This window comes from Ruminococcus flavefaciens MA2007, from assembly GCF_000621845.1.
GTDB classification, from domain to species: domain Bacteria; phylum Bacillota; class Clostridia; order Oscillospirales; family Ruminococcaceae; genus Ruminococcus; species Ruminococcus flavefaciens_E.
Window position 1 is genome coordinate 92,759 of record NZ_JHXF01000008.1, and the last position, 22,792, is coordinate 115,550.

Consider the following 22,792-nt stretch of genomic DNA (forward strand, 5'->3'; position numbering starts at 1 on the left):
TTTCAATTCTGAAAGGCGGTATTATGGATCACTTCAAGCTATGCTCAAACTACGCTCCCGCAGGCGACCAGCCGCAGGCTATCGACAAGCTGGTAAACGGTATACAGTCAGGCAAAAAGGAACAGATACTTCTCGGCGTTACTGGCTCGGGAAAGACCTTCACCATGGCAAATGTTATCGCCCGTGTGAACAAGCCTACCCTTGTCCTTGCTCACAACAAGATACTTGCGGCACAGCTCTGCTCGGAGTTCCGCGAGTTCTTCCCCGACAACGCCGTTGAGTACTTCGTGTCCTACTACGACTACTATCAGCCCGAAGCCTACGTCCCAAGCACTGACAGCTACATCGAAAAGGACTCCTCCATAAACGACGAGATAGACAAGCTCCGCCATTCTGCTACAACGGCTCTTGCGGAGCGCCGCGACGTTATCATAGTTGCCAGTGTTTCATGCATTTACTCCCTCGGTAGTCCTGAGGAGTACCGCTCCATGTGCGTTTCCATACGTCAGGGCGCGGAAAAGCCCCGTGACCAGCTCATTGCGGAGCTTGTGAAGATACGCTATGAGCGCAATGACATAGCCTTTGAGCGTAACCGCTTCCGCGTCCGCGGCGATGTTGTGGAGATATTCCCTGCAATGTCAACGGATACGGCTGTGCGCGTGGATTACTTCGGCGACGAGATCGACCGTATCTCCGAAATAAACGTGATAACAGGGGAGGTAAAGGCGGTAGTTTCCCATGCGGCTATCTTTCCTGCTTCACACTATGTTGTGGGCGATGAAAAGCTTGAATCTGCTCTCACCGAGATAGACCGCGAGCTTGCAGAGCGTATCGACTATTTTAAGCAGAACAACAAGCTCATAGAGGCTCAGCGTATTGAACAGCGTACTCATTACGACATGGAAATGCTCCGCGAAGTCGGCTATTGCAGCGGCGTCGAGAATTACTCCCGTGTCCTTGCAGGCAGACCAGCAGGAAGTACTCCACTGACACTTATGGATCACTTCCCAGAGGACTTCCTCCTTATCGTGGACGAGAGTCACGTTACTCTGCCGCAGGTAAGGGCTATGTACGCAGGAGACCGAGCAAGAAAGACTACTCTTGTGGATTACGGCTTCCGACTTCCAAGCGCTATGGACAATCGTCCGCTGAATTTTGACGAGTTCAACGCTCATATTCATCAGGCTATCTACGTCAGCGCTACTCCGGGACAGATAGAGCGCGAAAAGACCGACACTATCGTGGAGCAGGTCATTCGTCCTACGGGACTTGTTGATCCTGAGATAATCGTAAAGCCTACTCACGGACAGGTTGACGACCTGCTCTCTGAGATAAACGAGCGTGTTGAGCGTCATGAGCGAGTTCTTGTTACTACTCTCACCAAGAAAATGGCAGAGGACCTGACCTCATATTATGAGAAGCTGGGCGTAAAGGTGCGCTATCTTCACCATGATATCGACACTATCGAGCGTATGGAGATAATCAAGGACCTCCGCGAGGGAGTGTTCGATGTGCTTGTGGGAATAAATCTGCTCCGTGAGGGACTTGATATCCCTGAGGTAAGCCTTATTGCCATACTCGACGCCGACAAGGAGGGATTCCTGAGAAGCGAGACCTCGCTTATACAGACTATCGGACGTGCGGCGAGAAATGCCAAGGGACAGGTCATCATGTACGCCGACAGCGTTACGGGCTCTATGGAACGTGCTATCACCGAGACAGAGCGCCGCCGCTCCCTGCAAATGGCGTTCAATGAGGAGCACGGTATCGTGCCGAAAACTATTATAAAGGACGTCCGCGACGTACTGGAGATAACCTCCAAGAACAAGGTTGAGGAAAAAACGAAAAAGAAGAAGCTTTCAGCCGTAGAGAAACAGCGTTTGATAGACAAGCTCACAGTGGAAATGAAGAACGCGGCGAAGCTGCTTGAATTTGAGCACGCGGCTTATCTCCGCGATAAGATTAAGGAATTGCAGGAGAAATAATAATTTTGCACTGCAAAATTATTATTTGATCCATTAGCTTTGCAGGGGCGGCGGAAGGGGAGCCCCCTTTGGCGGAATCGCAGGTTACCAAATATGAGCCGTTACTTTACGGCTCGGTAGCCCGCTTTTTCCGTTAAGGGGAGCAGCCTAATGCTGCCCCCTGCTTTTTCGATTTCGTTAAGAGTTGTTATTGGTGCGTTTATCTCCTATGTACAGTGCTAACGCCGCGATCAGCAGAGGTATCGTTCCTTTTCCGTATGCCGCCGCAGCTGCGGCGGCAAGGGCGATAAAGCTTAGCTTTATCGCCGCAAGTACGGTCTCTGTTTTGCTTTCATGAATCGTGCCTGCGGTGAACTCCGCTATTATGGCTCCGCCGTCAAGACTGCGGTAGGGGAGCATATTATATGCCGCCGCCATAAGATTCAGCAGGGGAAAAGTTCCGCCGCAGCCAGTCAGCTTCATAAGAATATACATCATAATATTGGCCGCAGGTCCTGCAAGAAGCACAAAAATACTGCTTTTTGCGGATATCATGCGGCTTTTTTGCCTTTCCATGCGGATACCGAAGCCGCTGAGCTCCACAGAGCCGATACGTCCGCCCACAAGCATAAGAGCCGCAATGTGTCCTGCTTCATGGACTGCGCAGACCGTATAGAAAGCCAGTACAAGTCCGTTGTCACGGAGCAGGAATATCAGCGCATTGAATACAAAAAACGAAAAATGAACGCGGAATGCGGCTTTTCCAAGTCTAAAGCTTATCAATATAGCTCAGGATATGGTCAATGGGGTTGGTTATGATGTTTTTGTCCTCAGTCACAAGTCCGCGGAGCTTGGCAAACACAGCTCCGGTAATATCGGGATAAAGCATATTTCCTGCAATAAAAAGGACTCCGAGCAGTATGCATATGACTGCTTGTGTAGCTATGATATCGTCGGCACGGTTTTTCCGCTTTCTGTCGTAGGACTCAATAAGCGCTTCAGTGCTGTCCTCGCTGTTATCTTCGAGGATATCCTCGTTTTCCATACTATCACCTCTGTAGATAAATATGCGGAAAAAATCGAAAAATGCAGAAAAATCCATGTTTTTTTCGCTGCTTTGAGCTAATAATACTTTTGCGGAGTTATTCCGCACTTAAAATCAGAGGTAAATGCTTATGAAAATAAACACTTCCGCTGCATTGCTGACTGCGGCTGTCATGCCATGTACGGCAGTTTATGCTGCCGATAACACTAAGATAGGCTACGGTCAGGGTACGAATGTTGACGAGAACAACCGTCCCGTAGACGCAGTGCAGTTCAACAGCCGATTCGGCGACCTTGATGCCTTCGCCCTGTCGGAGGACGATAAAAGAATAATCATCACCTTTGATCAGGGCTATGAAAACGGCTATACCGCTAAGATACTTGACACACTGAAAGAAAAGGACGTTCAGGCGATATTCTTTCTGACAGGTCCTTATGCACAGACGGAGCACGACCTTGTTCAGCGTATGATAGACGAGGGGCATATCCTCGGGAATCACGGCATGACTCACGCAAGTCTGCCAACGCTCTCCGATGAGGACGCAAAGAAAGAGATAATGTCGCTTCACGACTATGTCATGGAAAACTACGGCTATGAGATGCAGTATTTCCGCTGTCCCTGCGGCGAGTACTCGGAAAGGGCTCTTGAGACCGCAAAGAACTGCGGCTATAAGACCTTGTTCTGGAGCAGTGCCTATGTGGACTGGAATACAAACTCACAGCCGTCGCCTGCGGAGGGGCTTAAAAAGCTCGGTGACGCGGCACACGGCGGAGAGATACTCCTGCTCCACTCAGTCTCGGCAACAAATGCGGAGATACTGGGACAGCTTATTGACGATTTCCGTGCTAAGGGATTCGAGGTATAAAAAACGGGGACACTATGTGTCCCCGTTTTTGCTGGCGAATATTATCCGCATATGAGCAAGTAGATTTTTTATACCGCAGTTACTTCCTGAAAACATGAACGGGATTCCAAAGGGACTGTGTTCCTTTGGCAGAGTGACTCCCCATAAGATGGGGAGATGTCCGAAGGACAGAGGGTGCCGGACACGATTAGTGTCGCCTTGCAAGAGAAGGCGTTCCCTTGAGTGGGACGTCGAGGACGCCGTCCCCTACATTTATGCCAGTCTGCCCTTGATGATGATAGTGCTTACGCCAGCCTGTGCCGACCATTCGCCTGTATCCTCGTTCTGGATAAACTGTGCCGCAGGAACGGTTATCTGACCGTCAAGGCTTGTGAATATTCCCGTATCGGGATCGTAGGCATAATTTGTACCCGAAGCCCATGCTTCGCCGTTGAACTCAGCAGTAAGCTCGCTGAGCGCAGGATCAAAGGTATCGCTGAAAACAACATCAGCTGAAGCTTCAACAGGGACTGCGCCGAAATTCTGGATAACAAAGGTGTAAGTCACCTCGCCGTTTTCCTCTACAGCCGCAGGACTGAGGGACTTGCTGATAGCAAGGTCAACGCCCTCGGCATAGGTGATAGTCTCGGAAGCTGTGATATCGCTGATACCGTCGCCGCTGACTGTTGCTGTATTCACTATCTCAGCATTCTCGCCGAGAGGTGCGAAGCTGTTTGTCTCAGCTGAATATACCAGCATAGCATTGCCGCCTGCGGGCACGTTGATGCCCGTAACGGTAAGGGGCGAAACTGATGTCACAGTGGGCGCTGCCTGTTGTACTCCGTTTACATAATAGGTCAGGGAGCCCTCATTGTAGGTCAGCGGTACGGCTGTGCCGCTCTCTCCGAAGCTGTATTCGCCGAGGTTATCTGTGACGGTAAGGTCTCTGAAACAGGAAGAACCTGTATTTACAAGGCTGATGATATAAACGACCTCGCTGTCTGCGGTGTAGGTGTCGGAAACTGCGCTCTTTGAAGCTGAAAGAACGTCGATTATCTCGCCTGCGGTTATATTAGAGCTTGTAACTGTGCCGTTATAGGACAGTGTAGCCTGATTGAAAAAAGTTGCCATATAATTATCCTCCATATGGCGGAAGCTCCGCCGTACTAAGGGAGGGAAGTTTCCCTCCCTCATTGATATTATATGCCTGTCGGAGTTTTTAGTGATTAGTGGTTAGTGAGCAGATATTACAGTGAAAAGGAATTTATGTTTGCAAAAAAAATAAAAAAATGCTAAAATAGTGTTACACTTTCCTACAGGGCTGCGTTACTATAGGTGAAGACGGATCCAGTCTGAAAAAACAGCAAAGGAGAATGCATATGACCGATAACGAGATATTAACGCTTATGCGGGATACTCCGCCTCAGGGACAAAAAGCACTTTTCGATAAATACTACAGATATGTCTACACTATTGTACAGAGAATACTAAGAGGCTTCGGAAGTCCCGACGACTGCGACGAATGTACCATAGATGTGTTTGCTTCGGTGATGATGAAGCTGAAAGGCTCCGATATAGGAGCTCTGAACTCCTATATCGGAGCTGCGGCGCGTAATGCTGCTATAAGTATGCGGAGAAAGCTTGCCGCAAAAACAGGGCTCAACGATCCCATTGATGATGAGAATATGGCTGAGATAGCCGAGGATACCGATGTAGCGGCTGAGGCGGAAAAGAACGAGCTCTCGGAGCAGCTCCTCAAATGCGTATCCGAGCTGGGCTATCCCGATTCGGTCATTATCATTCAGAAGTACTACTACAGCAGGAGCTCAAAGGAGATAGCAGAAATGACAGGCTTGAACGCAGCAGGCGTGAGAGTGCGCTGCGGACGGGCTATGAAGCGTTTGAAGAAGCTCCTTGAAGAAAACGGCATCACCCTGTAAAGGAGGATAAATATGAACAGCAAAAAGAAGATAATAGATACCTTGCAGAATGCAGACAAAGCTTCTGTTGAGAAGCTCATGGCTGAGGAATCAAAGAAGAATGAGATATATGCAAAGGTAATGGAGCGCGTTTCGGGCAGCTCTGACAGCGATTTTGCAGACGAGGTAAGCGGAGTTGAGCATTACGACAGAAAGATAAGCATGACTCGCATAGCTTCAATAGCGGCTGCGGCAGTTCTTGTTACAGGCGGAGTCCTTGCAGGCTTTAAGCTTATGAAGAACGACAGGTTCAATAATAACAATAGCAGAAATACAGAAAGCACTACTGAAACAGAGAACACTACAAGAAACGGAGTCCCTTATGAAATAAACAAAAATTCTATACAGCATATTGTAGGTCGTGACTGGAGCTACCATAAATTCTCATGCGATTATGAAATAAGAAGCAATGAGTATGACACCTCCACTAAATCTGAGCCTTATACTATAAAGGGCTCCTGTAAGCTGGATAATGATTCAAAAACAGGCTGGAACAGAAACGAGATAATTTATGATGAGCCCGACCACGAGGAGAAAATAAACAATCTCATCTATGAGTACTCATTCAACGGATACAGAATATACACAAATGAGACCTATGAGGGCGATATAAAAAATAAAAGGTACGATGTAAGCTTTGGCGCAGGCAGCGAAGAAATCAATCTTGATAAGCTTCCGCGTATTTACGGCTGGCTTTGGTCTTTTCTCGATGATACAAGCAAATGGGACATAAAAGATGACAAGACGGAAAACGGCAGAAGAATAGTTACTGTTGAGGGCGAGTGCGGTCATGACATTGTGACAAACGGTGCAAGTATGAAGTTTACTGCTGATATTGATGCAGAATCAGGCATAGTTCTTTACGAGGTATATAAAAACTTAAGCGGAGAGGTCGTATATGAGGTAAAGTATACTAATTACAAATTCGATGATGAAGCTGAAGCGCCTATGGCTCCTGCTGAGTTCAAGCAGTTTGTCCTTGACGGAGGATATGTTAAGTACGCTCATTCTGCGTATGATCTTGAAGTCCTTGACGGCGTATCGCCTGCCACAACAACTGTAGCATATACGCCTGTGACCGGGACTATAACCACCGAGGCACACTCTGTTCCCGATGAGCTAACAGGTGATTTCCTCCGCGAGAGAAGCCTTAACGCCACACATTATTATGATAAATTCTCGGCAGATATTCATACTTTCCATGCAATGTACGGTCAGAATCTTGGCGACTGGGAAACAAACGGAACTGTAAAGATAGATAATACCGTTATGAACGGAGAGATGTATGAGGAGATGTATTCGGACGAAAGAGAGCCGTGGGACAGAACTTACAAAATATTCCTTAACAATATCTATGTTTATGTAAACCAGAATGATATTGCGGCACAAAATCAGCATGATGAAGGAAAGTATTGCAATATCGAAAGCGTTGATACACACTATAAGTGGTACAAATCCAAGCCTGACAGACCTGTATTGAGCGGCTGTCTGAACTTCGTTGACTTTGAGATCAGTAAAGTAAGTAAAGATGGAATAGAGTATATCATCAATGAAACTCCGTGGACAGTAACAGGCGAAAGATATGAAAACGGCAGACGTATAGCAAGCGTAAGCTTCAGTTACGAACAGCTACGTGAAGGAAAATATGAGCCAAGATATATCACAGCGGATATTGACGCTGAAACAGGTTTATGGCTTGCTTATGAGATACGTACCGACCATGATTACTTTGGAGAGGGCTATCTGCTGGAGAGCTTCAAGGCGACAAATTACAAATTCAATGACGAAGCAGAAGCTCCAATGGCCGCAGATGAGGTATATAAGTATCTTGACGAAAACGGATACGAAATAACACAAAGCTCGAGTTACTGAGCATAAAGCGAAAGGCTTCCCTAAGGGGAAGCCTTTTTCATATATTATCATAGTCCAGACCGTACTGGTCGGCGTAATGACGCGCCTTAGCCTCGTTTACCGCAAGGTACTCGCCGCCGTATTTGTAGCAGGCGACCTGAACCTCTGCCGCCTCCTTGTCGCCGTTTGCAGCGGCTTTTCCGAAGTATTCGGCAGCTATGGCGAAGTTCTTAGCCGTGCCCCAGCCGTTGGTGAAGCAGTAGCCTAAAGCCTTCTGCGCCGCGGTATTTCGCTGAGCTGCGGCAAGTTCGAACATATCCTTTGCCGAGACCATGTCCTGTGCAACACCCACGCCGTTGCAAAGACACCAGCCGTAGGAGTACTGTCCGTTGGCGTCTTTCTGATGAGCGGCTTCTTTGTACCACTTTACAGCTTCGGCGGTATCCTTGCTAACGCCCCAGCCGTTGAATAAGCACTCGCCGTAGTTGTACTGGGCTCTGGGCAGACCGCCCTCCGCAGCCTTTCTGTAGCATTCAGCCGCCTTGAACTGGTCCTTTTCAGTGCCGCTGCCGTACATATAGCAGCCGCCCAGGTTGTTCATTGCGTCAAGGTCGCCCTTTTCCGCAGCCGCTCTGAACATATTTGCGGCGGTTATCTTGTCCTCGGGAACTCCCGTACCCGACTGATAGCAGCAGGCAACATTGTAGGCAGCAGCGGCATGACCTTTCTGCGCAGCCATTTTCAGCCAGTATATAGCCTTTTCGTAGTCCTGCTCGATGCCTGTGCCGCGGAGGTACATATTTCCAAGGGTGAACTGCGCCTCTGGATCGCCGTTCTGAGCGCGTTTCATAAGTCCATTGGAGGTGCCGTCCTCTATCTGGATACCGTAGCGCTTGGAGTAGTATTCCGCACGTCTGCGGTCAGCATTGAGACCGTTTCCGCCTATGGTATAGCAGCGGATAAGTGCTTTCTGTGAGTCGTAATCGCCCTGCTCGGCAGCCTGTTCGTAGCGGTAAGCGGCTTTTGCAAGGTTTCTGTCAGTGCCCTGTCCGAGATAGTAGCAGTCCGCTAATTTCTTCTGGGAGCTGCAATCGCCGCGGTCAGAAGACTGTATATACCAGTGTATAGCCTTGGCGTAGTCCTGACTGACTCCGCGTCCGTAGAAGAAGCACTCGCCAAGATTGAAGCAGGCGTCGTTGTCGCCGCTCTGAGCTCTGCGGAATAGGTCCTCGATAAGAGTAGAACCGCTGACGAAGCTGCTGCTCTGAATGTCCGAGCTGTCGGGGAGTACCTCGCCAGCCTGCCAGCCTAAAGCCGCAGCGATGCTCCGCGCGATGAGCTCTGCCTTTTCCTCGTTGAGGTATTCGCAGATATCGGTCATGGCACGCTGGATAACTTCCTCGGCGCTTTTGCTGCCGTTTATAACAGCGGCGTTCTCGCTTATGAATATCTCGCCTATGTCCTCGCTGAGAGCCACAAAGAAAGCCTTGTTCTCCTTGGATAGCTTAGGCGCAAAGTCTGAGAAAGCCGAGCAGAAACGCTTGTGGTCAGTGAGGATATTAACGCCGAAGCGCTCTGTGACTTGTCTGACAGCGTCAGTGGTCTCTGCGAAAAGTTTGCCGTCCATTAAAGATGTTCCTCCATTATGATCTGGTATCGGTGTTGAATTTAGCCTTGATGATACGGGTGTTCAGCTGTGTGAGCAGAGAGCGCTCCGGTATCCTTTCTTACTGAAAAAGCTTATCCATATAGGTTATGAGCTCGGATCTCATGACTGAGCTGTAGGAAAGATACCAGCGTCCGTCCAGTTCTACGAATGCGCAGCCGTTTCCTACGAAATTATGCTCATCGTTGCCGTCCTTGTAGTACACCAGACCGCAGTCCGAGCCTGCCGTAAATTCGGTGCTCAGAGTCTTGTTGAAGTCCTTTAGCTCATTCTCACCGTTAGGTCTGAGATTGTCCTCGGCAAGTGAGGTAGTCCACTTTTCGGGGGGGACATCGGACTTTTCTGCCATTATCCTGCGGATATTTCCCATGGACTGCTTTATGGCGTCAATGACAGCCGAGCGCTTGAAAACTACCTGCGGATTCTTGCCGTCAAGGAGGTCTGTAGTGCCGATGTAGGCGTGATAAGCCTCTATTTCTTCCTGACAGAACATATCATAGACCGCGTCGGCGTTGTTGGTGAGATAGGCGTTATAGTAAGCCTTTGCGGCTTCAAAGCTGCTGCTGAAGCCCTTTTTAGATTCAGCCTTTGTGGGTTCTGTGGCTTTTTCAGTGGGCTTTTCAGCGGAGGTTGTAGTAGTTGTGGCAGTTCCGTCAGCCTTTCCAGATGTAGTAGTTACAGCAGTTGTAGTGGAAGAGCTGTCCGTTGAGGTCTTTATATCTGTAGTTGTAACAGCTTCGTCAGAGGAAGAAGCTGTGGTTGTTTCAGAGGACGAGGGTGCAGATGAGCTTGCCTTGCCTGAGCAGCCGTAAGCTGCGGCAGACAGTATGACAGCCGCTGCAGCCGCCATGATACGTGAACTGATATTCATATTTATCTCCTTAGAATTTATATATGACTATTATAGCTCTAAATCGCAAAAACGTCAATAGGGCAGAGAAGCAGGGCGGATATTGTCCGCCGATAACTGACGTTGTCACCTGCAAAAAAGGCGCGGCTCTGCCGCGCCTTTTCCTTATGCTAAGCTGTCCTTTTTAAGGTCAAGCCCTTCCATTGCCGCTTCTGTGCCCATTACGCACAGATTTCCGAAGCTTCTGAGAGTTTCGGCTGCCGTGCGGAGCTGCTCTGCCGTAACGCTGAGCATACGCTTTTTCTCGTCGGCTCGTTCCTCATCGGTAATGCCTCTGAACCACAAGCCGTCAGCCTTGGCGCTCCTGTTGCCGTCTGACATAAGAGGCTCCTCCTTGGCGATAGTGCTGATGATATACTGAGTGATATCAGGAGCTCCGCCGCAGTAATCAGCGATGAAGTCCGCAGACTTTTTGTAAATATCCAAACTTGCCGCAGGGGACGGATCGCGGTATGAGAAGAACGCCTGCTCACCCGAGGGGGCTATGAATGCGCCCGTGCCGTAGGCTCCGCCCTTTACGCGGACCTCGTTCCAGAGATATTCAAGGGACAGTGCACGGTAGAGCACCTTTCTTACCGCTGTATCTGCGTTTGTATCAGGGAAAGCCATTGCGGAGTATGATACGCCCGATGGTATGATAACTCCCTGTTTTTCGGGGATATTCAGCTTGAAGCTCATATCGCTCTGCTCATCCGCAATACCTGTCGGGAGAGCTTCAAGGAGCGGCTTTATATCCGCATTTCCCGTAACACTGGCAGTCAGCCTTGCTGTGCATATCATTCTGCCGCTGAGAGCCTTTATTTCCGCAGTCAGCTTCTCGGGAGCCTTTATTGCTTCGTGAAGTCTCTTGTAGCCCTCATAGCCCGATACAAGCTCGTTTACTGCGGACTCCGCAGACAGCGCCGCACGGACGCGTCCCATGGAGTAGGTGTGACCGTTGGCTATAATGCTCTGCTTGTAGTTCTCGTCGGTCTGCTTGAGAAGCTCGGTAACTGCCGATATATCGCTGAAATCAGTCTCGGTGAGTATCTCCGCGATAAGGGCGAGTGCCTCCTCGGTGTTCTTTTCGAGAAAACGCGCCTTTACTGCGAAATAAGGGCTGCATTTGTCGGAAACTCCGTTTTTAGAGAACACATCGACGCCGTAGTTGATACTTCCGAGAAGTCCTGTTATCCTGCGCTGCAAGTCAGCCGCGGAGCTCCTTGCTGTTGGCAGCTCGCCGAAAAGCTCGGCAGCCGCAGCTGCCGCGGAGAGCTGTGTCTCATTGCAGTCAGCCAGCGAGAAATAGAGATTAAGAGCCGCGATGCCCTTGTCCTGAGCGGTATGCTTCAGAACAGTTACGCCGTTCACATTTGTTTCCTCGGTGTCGAAGCGCAGCGGCTCGGGACTTACCTCGGAAAGCGCAAGGTGCGGCATTGTTGCAAGCTGCTCGGGAGTATCCACGGACTGCTGCCATTCATCAAGCTGTCTGTTCTGCTCGACGATAACGGAGCGCTCCTCGCAGGAAAGTCCGTCGACTACAGCCGCAAGGCGCTTCTTTTCGGCAGCCTTCTGCTCCTCGCCGTAGGTTCGGGACGGCAGCAGATAGAGCTCCGCTCTGCCGTTGTCATCAAGGAGCCATTCTCTCAGAAGCTCCTCAAAATAGCCGCTGTCGACCTTGCTGCGGAGCGAATCGTAGACCTCGCCAAGCTCAAGATAGTGCAGCGGATCGCCGCCGTAGAGCCATGCGGAGAGTGCGGAAATATTGCGTGTAAGACCTCTCGGCTCGCCGCCTGCACGGAATCGGAATTCAAGGCGGTTCAGAGCCGCTGTCAGCAGCTCACGGTCAATGCCCTTGCCGCAGAGTTCGCTAACTGCGCTGCGGACTGTTTCTTTCAGCTTTTCGCAGCTTTCCTCGTCGGTATTGTTTATGCACAGGCAGCCGAAGGGCTGTAAAATGCCGTCGCTCACTTCAAGAGATACGTCAAGGCAAAGTCCCGTATCAAGGAGAGCGCGTTTCAGCGGAGCGTCGTTGCTGCCGGTGAGAGCCTCCGCAAGCACAGAAGCCGCAGTTATCTTCTCGCGTTCCTGCCAGCTGCCCAGCACCTTGCCTATAACAAGATAGGTGTGATTTGCCTCCTCCTCGTCAGGAGTTATCTCGTAAAAGCACTTCTTAACAGTGGGCGCAACGGCTTTCTGCGCAGGTATCTCGCTGCGGACCTCGCGTTTATCAAAGCGGCTGAGGTACTCGCTGTCGATGAGCTTCAGAACAGCTTCGATATCCACAGGTCCGTCAAGGTATATGTAGGCGTTTGAGGGGTGGTAGTAGGTGCGGTGTCCCTCGATGAACTGCTCGTTTGTCAGATTCGGGATAGCCTCGGGAAGTCCGCCCGACTCAAATCGGTAGCAGGTATCGGGGAAGAGAGCTCCCATTATCTCGGTCTCCATTCGGCTGTATACCGAGGAAAGAGCGCCTTTCATCTCGTTGAACACAACGCCCTTGTAAACAGGCTCGTCGGACTCGCTGCGCATTTCGATGTGCCAGCCCTCCTGCCTGAAAATATTGGGGTTGTAGTATATGGCAGGATCGAAGACTGCGTCCAGATATACCCTTGTCAGGTTCATGAAATCCGCGTCGTTTCGGCTTGAAACTGGAAATAAGGTCTTGTCTGGATAGGTCATGGCGTTGAGAAAGGTATTCATGGTTCCTTTCATCAGCTCCAGAAAGGGCTCCTTTACGGGGTATTTCTTTGAGCCGCCAAGGACGGAGTGCTCAAGGATATGGAATATTCCCGTATCATCGCTTGGGGGAGTCCTGAAAGCTATGGAAAAGAGCTTGTTTTCGCCGTCGTTTTTCAGCCAGATAAGCTGTGCGCCTGTCTTTTCGTGGCGCATTTCTATGAGCTCCGAGCCGCTGCATGGGGCAGGAGCTGTCCTTGTAACGGCAAAGCCGTGTATCCTGTCGTTTATTTTCATTATGTGCCTCCTAATATGCATTATGTAATAATTATATCATTTCGTCAACCTTTATGCAAGTGAAGTTTACAAAGGGCAACAAATCGTTCATTTTTTGGTCGGCATTTCCAACAAATAAACGTGCTCCGTTATGTATAATCTGTGAGTTTTGCGCTGTATTTATTGACTTTCACAGCTTTAAATGCTACAATAATAATATAAAATGACGAAACAGGGGGTATGGATGTGGCAACTGTAAATGCTATCTGCACGAGCTGCGGAAAGACCGTAGAGGTCGATAATCAGAAGGACGCTTGGGTTTGTCCTTACTGCAGCACGCCTTTCGTAGTAATAAAGGCTATAAACAGGTATAAAGCACAGCACAAGGACGTAGCGAGAAAGGTAAAGGCTGTCAAGAAGCACAGCGCCGACTTTGAAATAAAGGACGGAGTTCTCGTTGCCTACAAGGGCAGCGCCGAGGAAGTGGCTGCACCTGCTGAGGTACATAAAATAGGCGAAAACGCCTTTGAAAACAACACGACTCTCAAGCGCGTGATACTTCACGATAAGGTGGAGATCATAGGCGGATATGCGTTCCGCGGCTGTACTGCCCTTGAAGAGATAAAGTTCCCCGACGACCTCAAGGATATAGAGGGTTGGGCGTTCCGCGGCTGTACAAGCCTTAAAAACGTCGTGATACCGCCGCATATGCAGCGTATCGCGGACTGCGTTTTTGCTGACTGCACAAATCTTGTATCTATCGAGTTCCCCGAGTGTATCGGCGAGATAGGCGCATTTGCGTTCTCGGGCTGTAAGAATCTCGAGGTCATAGAGATACCGAAATATGTCTCGATTATTGGAAAATATGCTTTTTCTGGCTGCGAAAAGCTTGAAAAGGTCGTTATTCCCGAGGGAGTATCCGTTATCGAGGAATGTTCCTTTGCAAACTGCACAGCTCTTTCGGCTCTGGGCTTGTCAAGGGGCATCAAGAGCATAGGTGCTTCTGCTTTCCAGAACTGCGTATCTCTGCGAAATGTCGAGATACCGGCAGGAGTCCTTAGCGTAGACGGTTTCCGCGGCTGTACAGGTCTCAGAGCCTTTACAGTGCCTCCCGGAACTACAGCTATCGGCGATTTCAGCGGCTGTACCAACCTTGAACAGATAAGCATTCCTGCTTCTGTCAAGAAGATAAGCGGCGGCTTTACGGAATGTCCTAAGCTTCTGAACATCGCATGGAGCAATCTTGCCGAAAATGCAGTGAATTTCCCGGCATATTACGAGACCGTAGTTGCAAGCCGCAAAACAGCAGGAAAATGCGTATACTGCGGCGGAGACTTCAAGCTCATCTCAAAGACCTGCAAGGTCTGCGGAAAGAAAAAGGATTATTGAAAAAGGCAGACATAAATCTGGTACTCATATAGAAGGTTTATGCTTATTATTGAGAGAGCCCCTTTTGAAAAAGGGGCTCCTCTGACGGAGGACGTCCCCTCTGCCACTGCGTGACATCTCCCCGCACTGCGGGGAGTCACTCTCAAACTCTCTCCCTAAAACTTTCAGTTTTATTTTTTCTCATATAGGGCTCGCTCTGTATTATTACAGGGCTTTTTTTATTTTAGGCGAGCCCTATATGAGAAAAAATCAGCTAAAAAAGTCTTTGGAAAGGGGTTCGGGGGAAAGCCTTTCTTCAGAAAGGTTTCCCCCGATAAAAAGTATGACCTGCTATATAAGTATCACGGTTATGTCCGCCTTTTTTAATGATTTTTATATAATGATACCGCTGAAATGGTCTATTTCATGCTGTATTATCTCCGCCTCGAAATCACGGAAGATATCGCGGCGGCGCTTGAACTTCTTGTCCATGTACTCCACGGTGATTATGCGGTGACGGGTAACGGGACGGACTCCGCTGAGAGACAGACAGCCCTCCTCGGTGTCGTAGGTCTCTTTGGACTTGTCCACTATCTTCGGATTTATCATAGCGATGTACTCGTCGCCTATAAGTGCCACAAGTATGGTCTTGTGAACGCCTATCATATTTGCAGCCATGCCCACGCAGCGCTCCTCGTTTGCCTTTACTGTGTCCAGCAGGTCGCGGACTACCTGTATATCGGCTTTTGTGGCAGGTTCTGATTTTATGCTGAGGACTGCTTTGTCTTTGACTATGTCTTTTACCATGAGAATCTCCTTTCCAATGAAAAACGGGACAGTTACGTCCCGTTATTTTTATTAAAGTCCAAGATATTCCTTGAAATTGCCTGCAAGCATTTTCTGGTTCTCTTCCTCGGTAAAGCCCAGCTTCAAAAAGCGCATGAACTCGTCCTCGTGGCTCCACATAGGGAAATCCGAGCCGAAGAAGCAGTTCTCAACGCCGTATTTTCTGATGATATGTACGGCTCTTTCGGGAGAAAGGAACGCAAGAGAGCTGCTGAAATCGAATCTTACGTTTTCGAGTCCGGGCAGTATCTCTTCGGCTTCGCTCCACTGCTGATAGCCGCCCAGATGTGCCGCCATGAGCTGGAGCTTGGGGAAGTTATCGTGTATCCTCTTGATACGGTGAGGAGCCGAATAATCGTATCTTGCGTCTCCGCAGTGGATAAGCAGTGGGAGCTGTCCCTCTATCTGCTCATAGATCTTGAAAGCTTCGGGAGAGTCCGCATTGAACTTCTGGAAATCGGGGTGGAGCTTTACTCCGTGGAGCCCGAATTTCTTTATCTGCTCGATGTCGGCTTCGATATTGGCGGAATCCGCATGGGTAGTGCCGAAGCCGTAGAAGCACTCGTGCTGGTCGCACTTTTTGGCGATAAATGTATTTATAGCGTCTGTCTGTCGGGGCGAAGTAGCAGTGGAGCAAACAAGATACTTTGATACTCCTATTTTGCTGCCTGCCTCAAGAAGCTTGTCTGTCAGACCGCAGTTGTTCATCGGTATGTCGTAGAAATGGCCGATACTTTCAGTAGCCGTTTCGGCTATCTTGTGAGGGAAGATATGGGCATGAGCGTCGATTATCTCATATTTTCCATAGACCTCGGGATTCATAGATACATCTCCTAATTACAAATTCAATGAACATTATACTCTATCTGCGGATAAAAGTCAAGGCGCTGTTTACTGAGTGTAACAGCGCTATGAAGCGGAAAATCGCCTTTTAACCTGTAATAAGAAATTTATATAATTGAGAATTCTCAATTACTTTTCTTCAAGGCGTCCCTTAGCGGCGCTGTCCTTCTTGACGTCGATACGTTCAAGGACTATCTCGCGTCCTGCAATACGGAAGCCTATCTCCTGATAGAAGCTGACACGGACGTCCAGAGCAAGGAGATACGCGCGTTTTCCAAGTCCGTTGAAGAACTTGGCGAGCCATTTGAGGAACTCCCTTGCGTAGCCCCGTCCACGGGCAGCCTTATTTGTAGCTACCTGTCCGATGAGAACAGTGCTGCCGATATCGAAAACTGCCGAAGCCGTTGTGGAATCACGGTAAGTGAAAACTCGGCTTATGCCGTGGCGGCAGCGGTGCGAGGTATCGGTGTACCACAGTGAGAAATCCGCGATATTCGGGAATCCCTCGCTGAGTATCTTGTATACGTCGGGGAGGTTGGGGTTGAACTCAACGTGTTCCTCGATAGCTTCAAGGGGCGTATCATCGGGGATAAGCTCGAATATAGTACGGTTCAGCACCTGATAGCGGTCAGGTATCTTTATGCCCTCCAGTATCTTCTGGTCGCCCTCGATACGGAACGGCACGTTCATGCTGACAAAGAGGTCTATCTCCTCATTTGGCTCTAAATCGCCGTCTCCGCAGATGATAAGGGTGGAGTTGATGATGAACATGAAGCCCACGCCTGTTTCGTCGGTTATCTTGTAGAAGCGGCAGAATTCATAATTGGGACCGTATGCCCGCATATATGCCAGCATTTTCTTGCCCGACAGGGTTTTATTGAGCAGTACGCGGTCAAGCTCGTGCTCGTGTTCGATAAGTGTTATCATATCTCATGTATCCTTCCGATGAGTGCTTTTACCAGCTTATAGGAGTTCTCCATGTCGGCGTATTCAATGACCGACGAGGGGGAGTGAAGGTATCTGCAAGGCAGGGAAACTGCTATAGTGCGGACTCCCTTGCCGCTTATGTGGATAGCTCCTGCGTCGTTGCCGCCTGCTATCATGGTCTTGGTCTGGCAGGGGAAGCCCTGCTCCTTGGCGATTTCAAAGGCAAGGCTGTAGAGCTCCTTGTCGTAGATAGTGTGCCTGTCCATGAATGAAACTACAGGACCGCCGCCCAGTGCGCAGACGCGCTTAGCGCCGCTTGCTCCGTCGATATCGGCAGCAGTGGTGGATTCGAGGACTATGGCATAGTCGGGAGCAACTGCAAATGCTGATGCAGTCGAGCCGCGGAGACCTATCTCCTCCTGAACGTTGAAAACAAAGTATGTATCGTATTCAAGCTCCTCATGGAGAAGCTCTATCATCATTGCGCAGCCTGCGCGGTCGTCGATAGCCTTTGCCTTTATGCGGCGTTCACCCAGTTCAGTGAACTCGGAATCGAAGTAAGCGCAGTCTCCGAGAGACACGTATTTCTCGGCTTCTGCCTTGTCGGCCGCTCCGATGTCGATGTAGAGACTGTCGGTCTTGGGAGCCTTTTCGCGCTGCTCCTTGCTGAGATTATGAACGGCTGTAGCGCCTACAACGCCGCTGATACGGCTTTTGCCGACGCGAACCTGTCTGCCGATGACAACTGAGGGATCAATGCCGCCAACATTGCCGAAGCTGAGAGTTCCGTCGCTGCGGATATATGTCACCATGAAGCCCACCTCGTCCATGTGGGCACATATCATAAGCTTTTTTTCAGGAGCCTTTCTGCCCTTTTTGAAGCAGATGATACTTCCCAGATTGTCCACCCTGTACTCGCAGACGTTCTTTATCCTGCTGATTATAAGCTCGCGGACAGCGTTTTCGTCGCCCGAAACACTGTCGGTGAGACACAGCTCTTTAAGCAGTTCTTTCATTACTTGTCCCCCCTTATGTATGCAGCTAAAAGCTTTGCGGTCTGCTCCGCGTCTGTAATGTCTATGACCTCGACGGGAGTGTGCATATTGCGGAGAGGTATGGAAACTGTGCAGGCTTTTGCGCCGCAGCGGTTCACGGAGAATCTGTCTGCATTTGTGCCTGTAAGTCCGCTCATAACCTCGATCTGATAGGGGATATCGGCAGATTTTGCAGTATTTATGAGTTCGTCGCTTATTTCTCTTGAAAGTGAGGGCGAAATGCCTATCATAGGACCTTTGCCCAGATAGCCGCATTTGCTTTCCTCCTCGCCAATTGCGTATGCGAAGCTTACGTCCACAGCAAGAGCAATATCAGGATCTATCTCAAAAGCGCCGATCTTTGCGCCGCGCTCGCCTACTTCCTCCTGAGTGGAGAAGAGGACTGTCACATTATACGCAAGGTCGCTGCCTTTGAGAAGCTCCAGCGCATAGAGGATAGAAGCAACTCCGCAGCGGTCGTCAAGAGCGCCGCCTGTGATACGGCTGCCGATGAGGTCGCGGCAGGTCACGTCAAAGGTGACGGAGTCCCCGAGAGAGACCAGCTTTTCAAGCTCTTCCTTTGTAAGTCCCGTGTCGATAGCAACGTCGTCCATTTCAAGGACTTCGCTGCTGCCGCTGGTAAGGTGAGGGGGTACAGAGCATATAACGCCCTTGATATCGCGGCTGCCGTGTACAACTACGGGCTGAGCAGGGAGCAGTCTGCGGTCAATGCCGCCGATATTGCCTACCTTGATGAAGCCGTCGTCGGTGATGTAGGTCACAGCGAAGCCTATCTGGTCTATATGTGCGTCAAGCAGCAGAGAGGGGAGCCCCTCCCTGTGAGTGCCGAATTTGCCTGTAACATTGCCGTTTATTATCTCTGCGTCGGGACAGTATTCGCGGAGCATTCCGAGAGCAAGCTGTGCAGCCTTGCTTTCGCTGCCCGAAGTTCCTGATATTTCAGAGAGAGAAACGACAGTCGATCTGATATCCATGTGGAATTTCCTTTCATAAAAGCTTTACTATTAATTATATCAGAGTTTGGGAGTTTTTTCAATACTTTTTTGAGTTGAGAACTTAGAACCAAGAGTTGAAAGTTGAAAGTTGAGAGTTATGGTGTTGCCTGCGGCGACGGATTTAAAATATAGGAGTGTGTTTCTGTGCATCTGCAAAATGTGCTTCTATATATACTCCGTAAAAGCCGTTTTTTAAACACAAAACGGTTGAATTTCAAAAAAATAATTTACAACTTTGTATATATGCAAAAAGAGCAGCCGCACCAGCGGCTGCTCTTTAACGATGAAACTAATTCTTTTCCTTTATCCTCATAGCTCGCATGGCATTGAGTATGGCTATTACCGAAACTCCCACGTCTGCGAAAACTGCCAGCCACATATTTGCTATGCCGAGAGCTCCAAGCAGGAGCACGATGAACTTTACTCCGAGAGCAAAAATGATATTCTGGTATACTATTTTCAGCGTCCGCTTGGAGATATCCATAGCGAGGGCTATTTTTTCGGGATCGTCGTCCATGAGGACGATGTCTGCGGCTTCTATTGCCGCGTCAGAGCCCAGAGAGCCCATTGCAATGCCTACATCTGCCCTTGAGAGCACAGGTGCGTCGTTTATGCCGTCGCCTACGAATACAAGGCTTCCCTTGGGGGATTTTTCTTCAAGGAGCTGTTCGACCTTTTCGACCTTGTCCGCAGGCAGGAGCTCGCTGTAAGCCTTGTCGAGACCGAGTTCCTTCATAGCCGCGTCTGCTGCCGATGAGGAATCGCCCGTAAGCATTACAGTCTGCTTTACGCCTCTTGCTTTCAGGCGTTTTATGGCGCTTTGCGCTGACTTCTTTACCTTGTCGGCTATAACGATGTGACCTGAGTACTGTCCGTTGTCGGAGATGTGCACCATAGTGCCTGCCTTATCGCAGGGGACTATCTCTACGCCCATTTTGTCCATGAGCTTGGAGTTTCCTGCGCATATCTCATGGTCGTCGATGACTGCCTTTATGCCGTGACCTGATATCTCCTCGTTGGAGCTTATCCTGTTTTTGTCGGTCTCTCTGCCGTATTTCGAGGATATTGAGTGAGCGATAGGGTGGTCGGAGTAGCTTTCAGCATATGCTGCAAGCTCTAAAAGCTTATCCTCGTCTATACCGTGTGGGTGTATCTCGTCTACCTCGAAAACGCCCTTTGTGAGAGTTCCCGTCTTGTCAAAGACTATTATTTCCGCATTTGCAAGGACTTCAAGGAAGTTGCCGCCCTTTATGAGTATGCCCTTTTTGCTTGCTCCGCCTATGCCGCCGAAGAAGCTGAGGGGAACGGATATCACCAGCGCACATGGGCAGGAGATAACAAGGAATATGAGCGCCCTGTGTATCCACATCGCCCAGTTGCCGCCTGTGACAAGGGGCGGAAGGAGTGCAAGAAGAAGTGCGGATATAACTACAGCAGGAGTGTAATACTTGGCGAATTTCGTGATGAAATTCTCTGCTTTTGCCTTTTTTGAAGCCGAATTTTCAACGAGGTCAAGTATTTTTGCAACGGTGGAGTCCTCGTATTCCTTGGTGACTTCGACTTTGAGCACACCGCTCTGATTTATACAGCCGCTTATTACGCTGTCGCCGACTCTGACGGTGCGAGGAACGCTCTCGCCTGTAAGTGCGGAGGTATCCACTGAGGAAGTACCGTCGGTCACTATGCCGTCAAGAGGTATCCTCTCGCCTGGCTTTACGATGATGAGCTGTCCCTGCTCTATCTCCTCGGGATCAGCCTCGACTAATTTGCCGTCTACCTCGATATTTGCGTGGTCGGGACGTATATCCATGAGAGAAGCGATGTTTTTTCGGGACTTTCCAACTGCAACGCTCTGGAAAAGCTCGCCTATCTGATAGAAAAGCATTACCGCAGTAGCCTCGGGGTATTCCTTTACCGCAAGAGCTCCGACAGTTGCCACAGCCATAAGGAAATTCTCGTCGAATACCTGACCGTTTTTGATATTGCGTATGGCTTTCCATAGAACGTCCCAGCCTATGATACCGTAGGGAACAAGAAATGCCGCAAGCCTTAAAAGGCTTTTTTCTTCAAGGGGCAGCAATGCGGCGATTATCAGGAGAATACCTGCCGCAATTATCCTTATCAGTATTTTTTTCTGCTTCTTGTTCATGCTCAGCACTCCCTGCTATTTGTTCTCATATGTTTTATTTCAGAACTATCTCGCAGTCGGGCTCTACCTTTTTGCAGAGCTTGACTACTTTTTTCATGAGCTCGTCAAAATCAGTGCCGTCGGGAGCCTTGATAGTCATTTTCTGTGTCATGAAGCTGACAACTGCGTCCTCTACCTCGGGGAGCTCCTTGATCGCATTTTCCATTTTTGCTGCACAGTTAGCGCAGTCCAGATCAATAAGCTTAAATACCTTTTTCATAATAATTATCCTTTCGTTATATAAATTTTATTCCATTATATGCTCCATGCCCGTGCCGATTATATGCCTTACGTGTTCATCTGCAAGGGAATAGAATATGGTCTTGCCGTCCCTGCGTGCTCTGACCAGCTTGTTGTTTTTGAGCACTCTCAGCTGGTGCGAACAGGCTGTAGGGGTGAGGGTGAGAAACTGGGCAAGGTCGCTTACACAGAGCTCCTCGGATTCAAGCAGGGCATACAGTATCCGTATCCTTGTGCTGTCGCCGAAGACCTTGAAAAGCTCAGCAAGGTCGTAAAGCTTTTCATCGGCAGGCATTTCCTCGCTCAGCTTTTTGGCTTTTTCATCTGTAATAGCATAATAGTTCATATCCGTTTTTTCTGTCACATTTGCACTTCCTTTCTGATATCATATTGCAAACGATTGAACACTTGAATATCTATTCATATATTAGCATATATTTTCCTGCTTGTCAAGGGGTATTTTATTTTTTTATGATATATTTGAAATTTAGAACTGAGAGTTAAGAATGTAGGGACTGGCGTCCTCGACAGCCCTTTAGGAGACGCCCTCTCTTGCAGGGCGTCTCCTCTAAAAAAACAGTCCACTGGACTGTTTTTTTATTCACTTCTTGCGGAGCGCCTTCGATTCTTGGGCGCTGCCCAAACCTGCCAGAGGCTCTGCCTCTGGACACCGCCTAAGGAACACGTCCCTTAGGAATTCCGTTCAGGTTGTCATGAAGTAGTTTGGGTACCGATTTTTCTACTCACTACTCACTAATAACTAATCACTAATAACCAAGCACTGACCACTAAGCACTAAAAACTCCGCAGCGCATATAATAAAATGTACCGCAATATTGCTGGCTGCGCAGTCTGAGCAGTCAGGGGTGATACTTTTGACGAAATGTATACTGGATATGCCGTCCTACACATACGCTGTCAAGGGACAGCGCCTGCTGAGACAGCGCGGTTATCCCTGTGCCATAAAGCGGCGGAGCAAGGACAGCGAAAACGGCTGCGGCTACTCGCTGTACGTGGGAGACCGCTGCGGCAGGGCAGCCGAGATACTCGACAGCTATTCCGTACCCTATACCATAAGAAGGGACGGTGCTGCCGATGATGATAAACTTTGACAACGCCGCCACCACCTACCCAAGC

At 49.3% G+C, this 22,792-nt stretch carries 20 protein-coding genes; 6 read left to right on the forward strand and 14 right to left on the reverse strand.

Annotated elements, in window-relative coordinates; genetic code table 11:
* The first annotated feature begins 23 nt into the window (after positions 1-23).
* On the forward strand, positions 24-1,985 hold the full coding sequence (gene uvrB, locus T497_RS0104710) for an excinuclease ABC subunit UvrB (RefSeq protein ID WP_028514628.1): 1,962 nt from the start codon (positions 24-26) through the stop codon (positions 1,983-1,985).
* A gap of 177 nt (positions 1,986-2,162) precedes the next feature.
* Here the strand turns inward: uvrB and T497_RS0104715 are convergent, their stop codons facing one another.
* Positions 2,163-2,747 carry a hypothetical protein gene (locus T497_RS0104715; protein WP_028514629.1) on the reverse strand — a complete coding sequence of 195 codons (585 nt, stop codon included), beginning with the start codon at positions 2,745-2,747 and terminating at the stop codon, positions 2,163-2,165.
* Positions 2,734-3,009, reverse strand: a complete 276-nt coding sequence (locus T497_RS0104720; protein ID WP_143186596.1) for a hypothetical protein — start codon at positions 3,007-3,009, stop codon at positions 2,734-2,736. The genes T497_RS0104715 and T497_RS0104720 overlap by 14 nt, the downstream gene beginning before the upstream one ends.
* Positions 3,010-3,139: 130 nt before the next feature.
* Here T497_RS0104720 and T497_RS0104725 point away from each other — a divergent pair, with 130 nt between their 5' ends.
* Positions 3,140-3,874: a polysaccharide deacetylase family protein gene (locus tag T497_RS0104725; RefSeq protein WP_037324478.1), complete on the forward strand. Its 735-nt coding sequence runs from the start codon at positions 3,140-3,142 to the stop codon at positions 3,872-3,874.
* A gap of 252 nt (positions 3,875-4,126) precedes the next feature.
* Here T497_RS0104725 and T497_RS0104730 read toward each other — a convergent pair whose 3' ends face one another.
* Positions 4,127-4,984 (reverse strand): hypothetical protein, encoded by an 858-nt coding sequence (locus tag T497_RS0104730; RefSeq protein ID WP_028514632.1) that lies wholly within the window; start codon positions 4,982-4,984, stop codon positions 4,127-4,129.
* Between the two features lie 248 nt (positions 4,985-5,232).
* On the opposite strand from T497_RS0104730, the gene T497_RS0104735 reads away from it, so the two are divergent.
* Both T497_RS0104735 and T497_RS0104740 read left to right on the forward strand, forming a co-directional pair.
* Positions 5,233-5,793, forward strand: coding sequence for an RNA polymerase sigma factor (locus tag T497_RS0104735; protein ID WP_028514633.1), 561 nt, complete (start codon positions 5,233-5,235; stop codon positions 5,791-5,793).
* Between the two features lie 12 nt (positions 5,794-5,805).
* Positions 5,806-7,704, forward strand: coding sequence for a hypothetical protein (locus T497_RS0104740; RefSeq protein ID WP_028514634.1), 1,899 nt, complete (start codon positions 5,806-5,808; stop codon positions 7,702-7,704).
* 37 nt (positions 7,705-7,741) lie between these two features.
* Here T497_RS0104740 and T497_RS0104745 read toward each other — a convergent pair whose 3' ends face one another.
* From T497_RS0104745 to T497_RS0104755, 3 genes are all read right to left on the reverse strand, one after another.
* Entirely contained in the window at positions 7,742-9,310 is a 1,569-nt protein-coding gene (locus T497_RS0104745; RefSeq protein ID WP_028514635.1) for an SEL1-like repeat protein, read from the reverse strand.
* 100 nt (positions 9,311-9,410) lie between these two features.
* Complete coding sequence (locus T497_RS0104750) at positions 9,411-10,220, reverse strand: hypothetical protein (RefSeq protein ID WP_028514636.1); 810 nt, start codon at positions 10,218-10,220, stop codon at positions 9,411-9,413.
* A 144-nt stretch (positions 10,221-10,364) separates the two neighbouring features.
* Complete coding sequence (locus T497_RS0104755; protein WP_028514637.1) at positions 10,365-13,214, reverse strand: insulinase family protein; 2,850 nt, start codon at positions 13,212-13,214, stop codon at positions 10,365-10,367.
* A 225-nt stretch (positions 13,215-13,439) separates the two neighbouring features.
* Between T497_RS0104755 and T497_RS0104760 the strand changes: the two genes are divergently transcribed.
* Entirely contained in the window at positions 13,440-14,582 is a 1,143-nt protein-coding gene (locus tag T497_RS0104760) for a leucine-rich repeat domain-containing protein (protein WP_028514638.1), read from the forward strand.
* Positions 14,583-14,954: 372 nt separating this feature from the next.
* Here the strand turns inward: T497_RS0104760 and T497_RS0104765 are convergent, their stop codons facing one another.
* From T497_RS0104765 to T497_RS0104800, 8 genes are all read right to left on the reverse strand, one after another.
* Complete coding sequence (locus tag T497_RS0104765; protein WP_028514639.1) at positions 14,955-15,368, reverse strand: peptide deformylase; 414 nt, start codon at positions 15,366-15,368, stop codon at positions 14,955-14,957.
* A gap of 51 nt (positions 15,369-15,419) precedes the next feature.
* A complete protein-coding gene (locus tag T497_RS0104770; protein ID WP_028514640.1) occupies positions 15,420-16,229 on the reverse strand; it encodes an amidohydrolase family protein in 810 nt (269 codons plus the stop codon).
* Positions 16,230-16,379: 150 nt separating this feature from the next.
* Positions 16,380-17,177, reverse strand: a complete 798-nt coding sequence (locus tag T497_RS0104775; RefSeq protein WP_028514641.1) for a GNAT family N-acetyltransferase — start codon at positions 17,175-17,177, stop codon at positions 16,380-16,382.
* Positions 17,174-18,193, reverse strand: coding sequence for a M42 family metallopeptidase (locus tag T497_RS0104780; protein WP_028514642.1), 1,020 nt, complete (start codon positions 18,191-18,193; stop codon positions 17,174-17,176). The genes T497_RS0104775 and T497_RS0104780 overlap by 4 nt, the downstream gene beginning before the upstream one ends.
* Positions 18,193-19,206: a M42 family metallopeptidase gene (locus T497_RS0104785; protein ID WP_028514643.1), complete on the reverse strand. Its 1,014-nt coding sequence runs from the start codon at positions 19,204-19,206 to the stop codon at positions 18,193-18,195. Before T497_RS0104785 ends, T497_RS0104780 begins: the two co-directional genes overlap by 1 nt.
* Before the next feature lie 310 nt (positions 19,207-19,516).
* Positions 19,517-21,376 (reverse strand): heavy metal translocating P-type ATPase, encoded by a 1,860-nt coding sequence (locus T497_RS0104790; protein WP_028514644.1) that lies wholly within the window; start codon positions 21,374-21,376, stop codon positions 19,517-19,519.
* 34 nt (positions 21,377-21,410) lie between these two features.
* Positions 21,411-21,635 carry a cation transporter gene (locus T497_RS0104795; RefSeq protein WP_028514645.1) on the reverse strand — a complete coding sequence of 75 codons (225 nt, stop codon included), beginning with the start codon at positions 21,633-21,635 and terminating at the stop codon, positions 21,411-21,413.
* A 27-nt stretch (positions 21,636-21,662) separates the two neighbouring features.
* The gene (locus tag T497_RS0104800) at positions 21,663-22,001 is read right to left on the reverse strand and encodes an ArsR/SmtB family transcription factor (RefSeq protein ID WP_037324479.1); all 339 of its coding nucleotides are present in this window, start codon (positions 21,999-22,001) and stop codon (positions 21,663-21,665) included.
* Positions 22,002-22,530: 529 nt separating this feature from the next.
* Between T497_RS0104800 and T497_RS15830 the strand changes: the two genes are divergently transcribed.
* Positions 22,531-22,767: a putative Se/S carrier-like protein gene (locus tag T497_RS15830; protein WP_037324462.1), complete on the forward strand. Its 237-nt coding sequence runs from the start codon at positions 22,531-22,533 to the stop codon at positions 22,765-22,767.
* Positions 22,768-22,792: the final 25 nt, after the last annotated feature.

What these genes read in the sequence shown, in the direction of transcription:
- T497_RS0104780 (WP_028514642.1), bottom strand. Translation starts at nt 18,193, where the DNA reads ATGAAAGAACTGCTTAAAGAGCTGTGTCTCACCGACAGTGTTTCGGGC.
- uvrB (WP_028514628.1), top strand. Translation starts at nt 24, where the DNA reads ATGGATCACTTCAAGCTATGCTCAAACTACGCTCCCGCAGGCGACCAG.
- T497_RS0104775 (WP_028514641.1), bottom strand. Translation starts at nt 17,177, where the DNA reads ATGATAACACTTATCGAACACGAGCACGAGCTTGACCGCGTACTGCTC.
- T497_RS0104730 (WP_028514632.1), bottom strand. Translation starts at nt 4,984, where the DNA reads ATGGCAACTTTTTTCAATCAGGCTACACTGTCCTATAACGGCACAGTT.
- T497_RS0104790 (WP_028514644.1), bottom strand. Translation starts at nt 21,376, where the DNA reads ATGAACAAGAAGCAGAAAAAAATACTGATAAGGATAATTGCGGCAGGT.
- T497_RS0104735 (WP_028514633.1), top strand. Translation starts at nt 5,233, where the DNA reads ATGACCGATAACGAGATATTAACGCTTATGCGGGATACTCCGCCTCAG.
- T497_RS0104720 (WP_143186596.1), bottom strand. Translation starts at nt 3,009, where the DNA reads ATGGAAAACGAGGATATCCTCGAAGATAACAGCGAGGACAGCACTGAA.
- T497_RS0104770 (WP_028514640.1), bottom strand. Translation starts at nt 16,229, where the DNA reads ATGAATCCCGAGGTCTATGGAAAATATGAGATAATCGACGCTCATGCC.
- T497_RS0104795 (WP_028514645.1), bottom strand. Translation starts at nt 21,635, where the DNA reads ATGAAAAAGGTATTTAAGCTTATTGATCTGGACTGCGCTAACTGTGCA.
- T497_RS0104745 (WP_028514635.1), bottom strand. Translation starts at nt 9,310, where the DNA reads ATGGACGGCAAACTTTTCGCAGAGACCACTGACGCTGTCAGACAAGTC.
- T497_RS0104755 (WP_028514637.1), bottom strand. Translation starts at nt 13,214, where the DNA reads ATGAAAATAAACGACAGGATACACGGCTTTGCCGTTACAAGGACAGCT.
- T497_RS0104765 (WP_028514639.1), bottom strand. Translation starts at nt 15,368, where the DNA reads ATGGTAAAAGACATAGTCAAAGACAAAGCAGTCCTCAGCATAAAATCA.
- T497_RS0104785 (WP_028514643.1), bottom strand. Translation starts at nt 19,206, where the DNA reads ATGGATATCAGATCGACTGTCGTTTCTCTCTCTGAAATATCAGGAACT.
- T497_RS0104750 (WP_028514636.1), bottom strand. Translation starts at nt 10,220, where the DNA reads ATGAATATCAGTTCACGTATCATGGCGGCTGCAGCGGCTGTCATACTG.
- T497_RS0104740 (WP_028514634.1), top strand. Translation starts at nt 5,806, where the DNA reads ATGAACAGCAAAAAGAAGATAATAGATACCTTGCAGAATGCAGACAAA.
- T497_RS0104800 (WP_037324479.1), bottom strand. Translation starts at nt 22,001, where the DNA reads ATGAACTATTATGCTATTACAGATGAAAAAGCCAAAAAGCTGAGCGAG.
- T497_RS0104725 (WP_037324478.1), top strand. Translation starts at nt 3,140, where the DNA reads ATGAAAATAAACACTTCCGCTGCATTGCTGACTGCGGCTGTCATGCCA.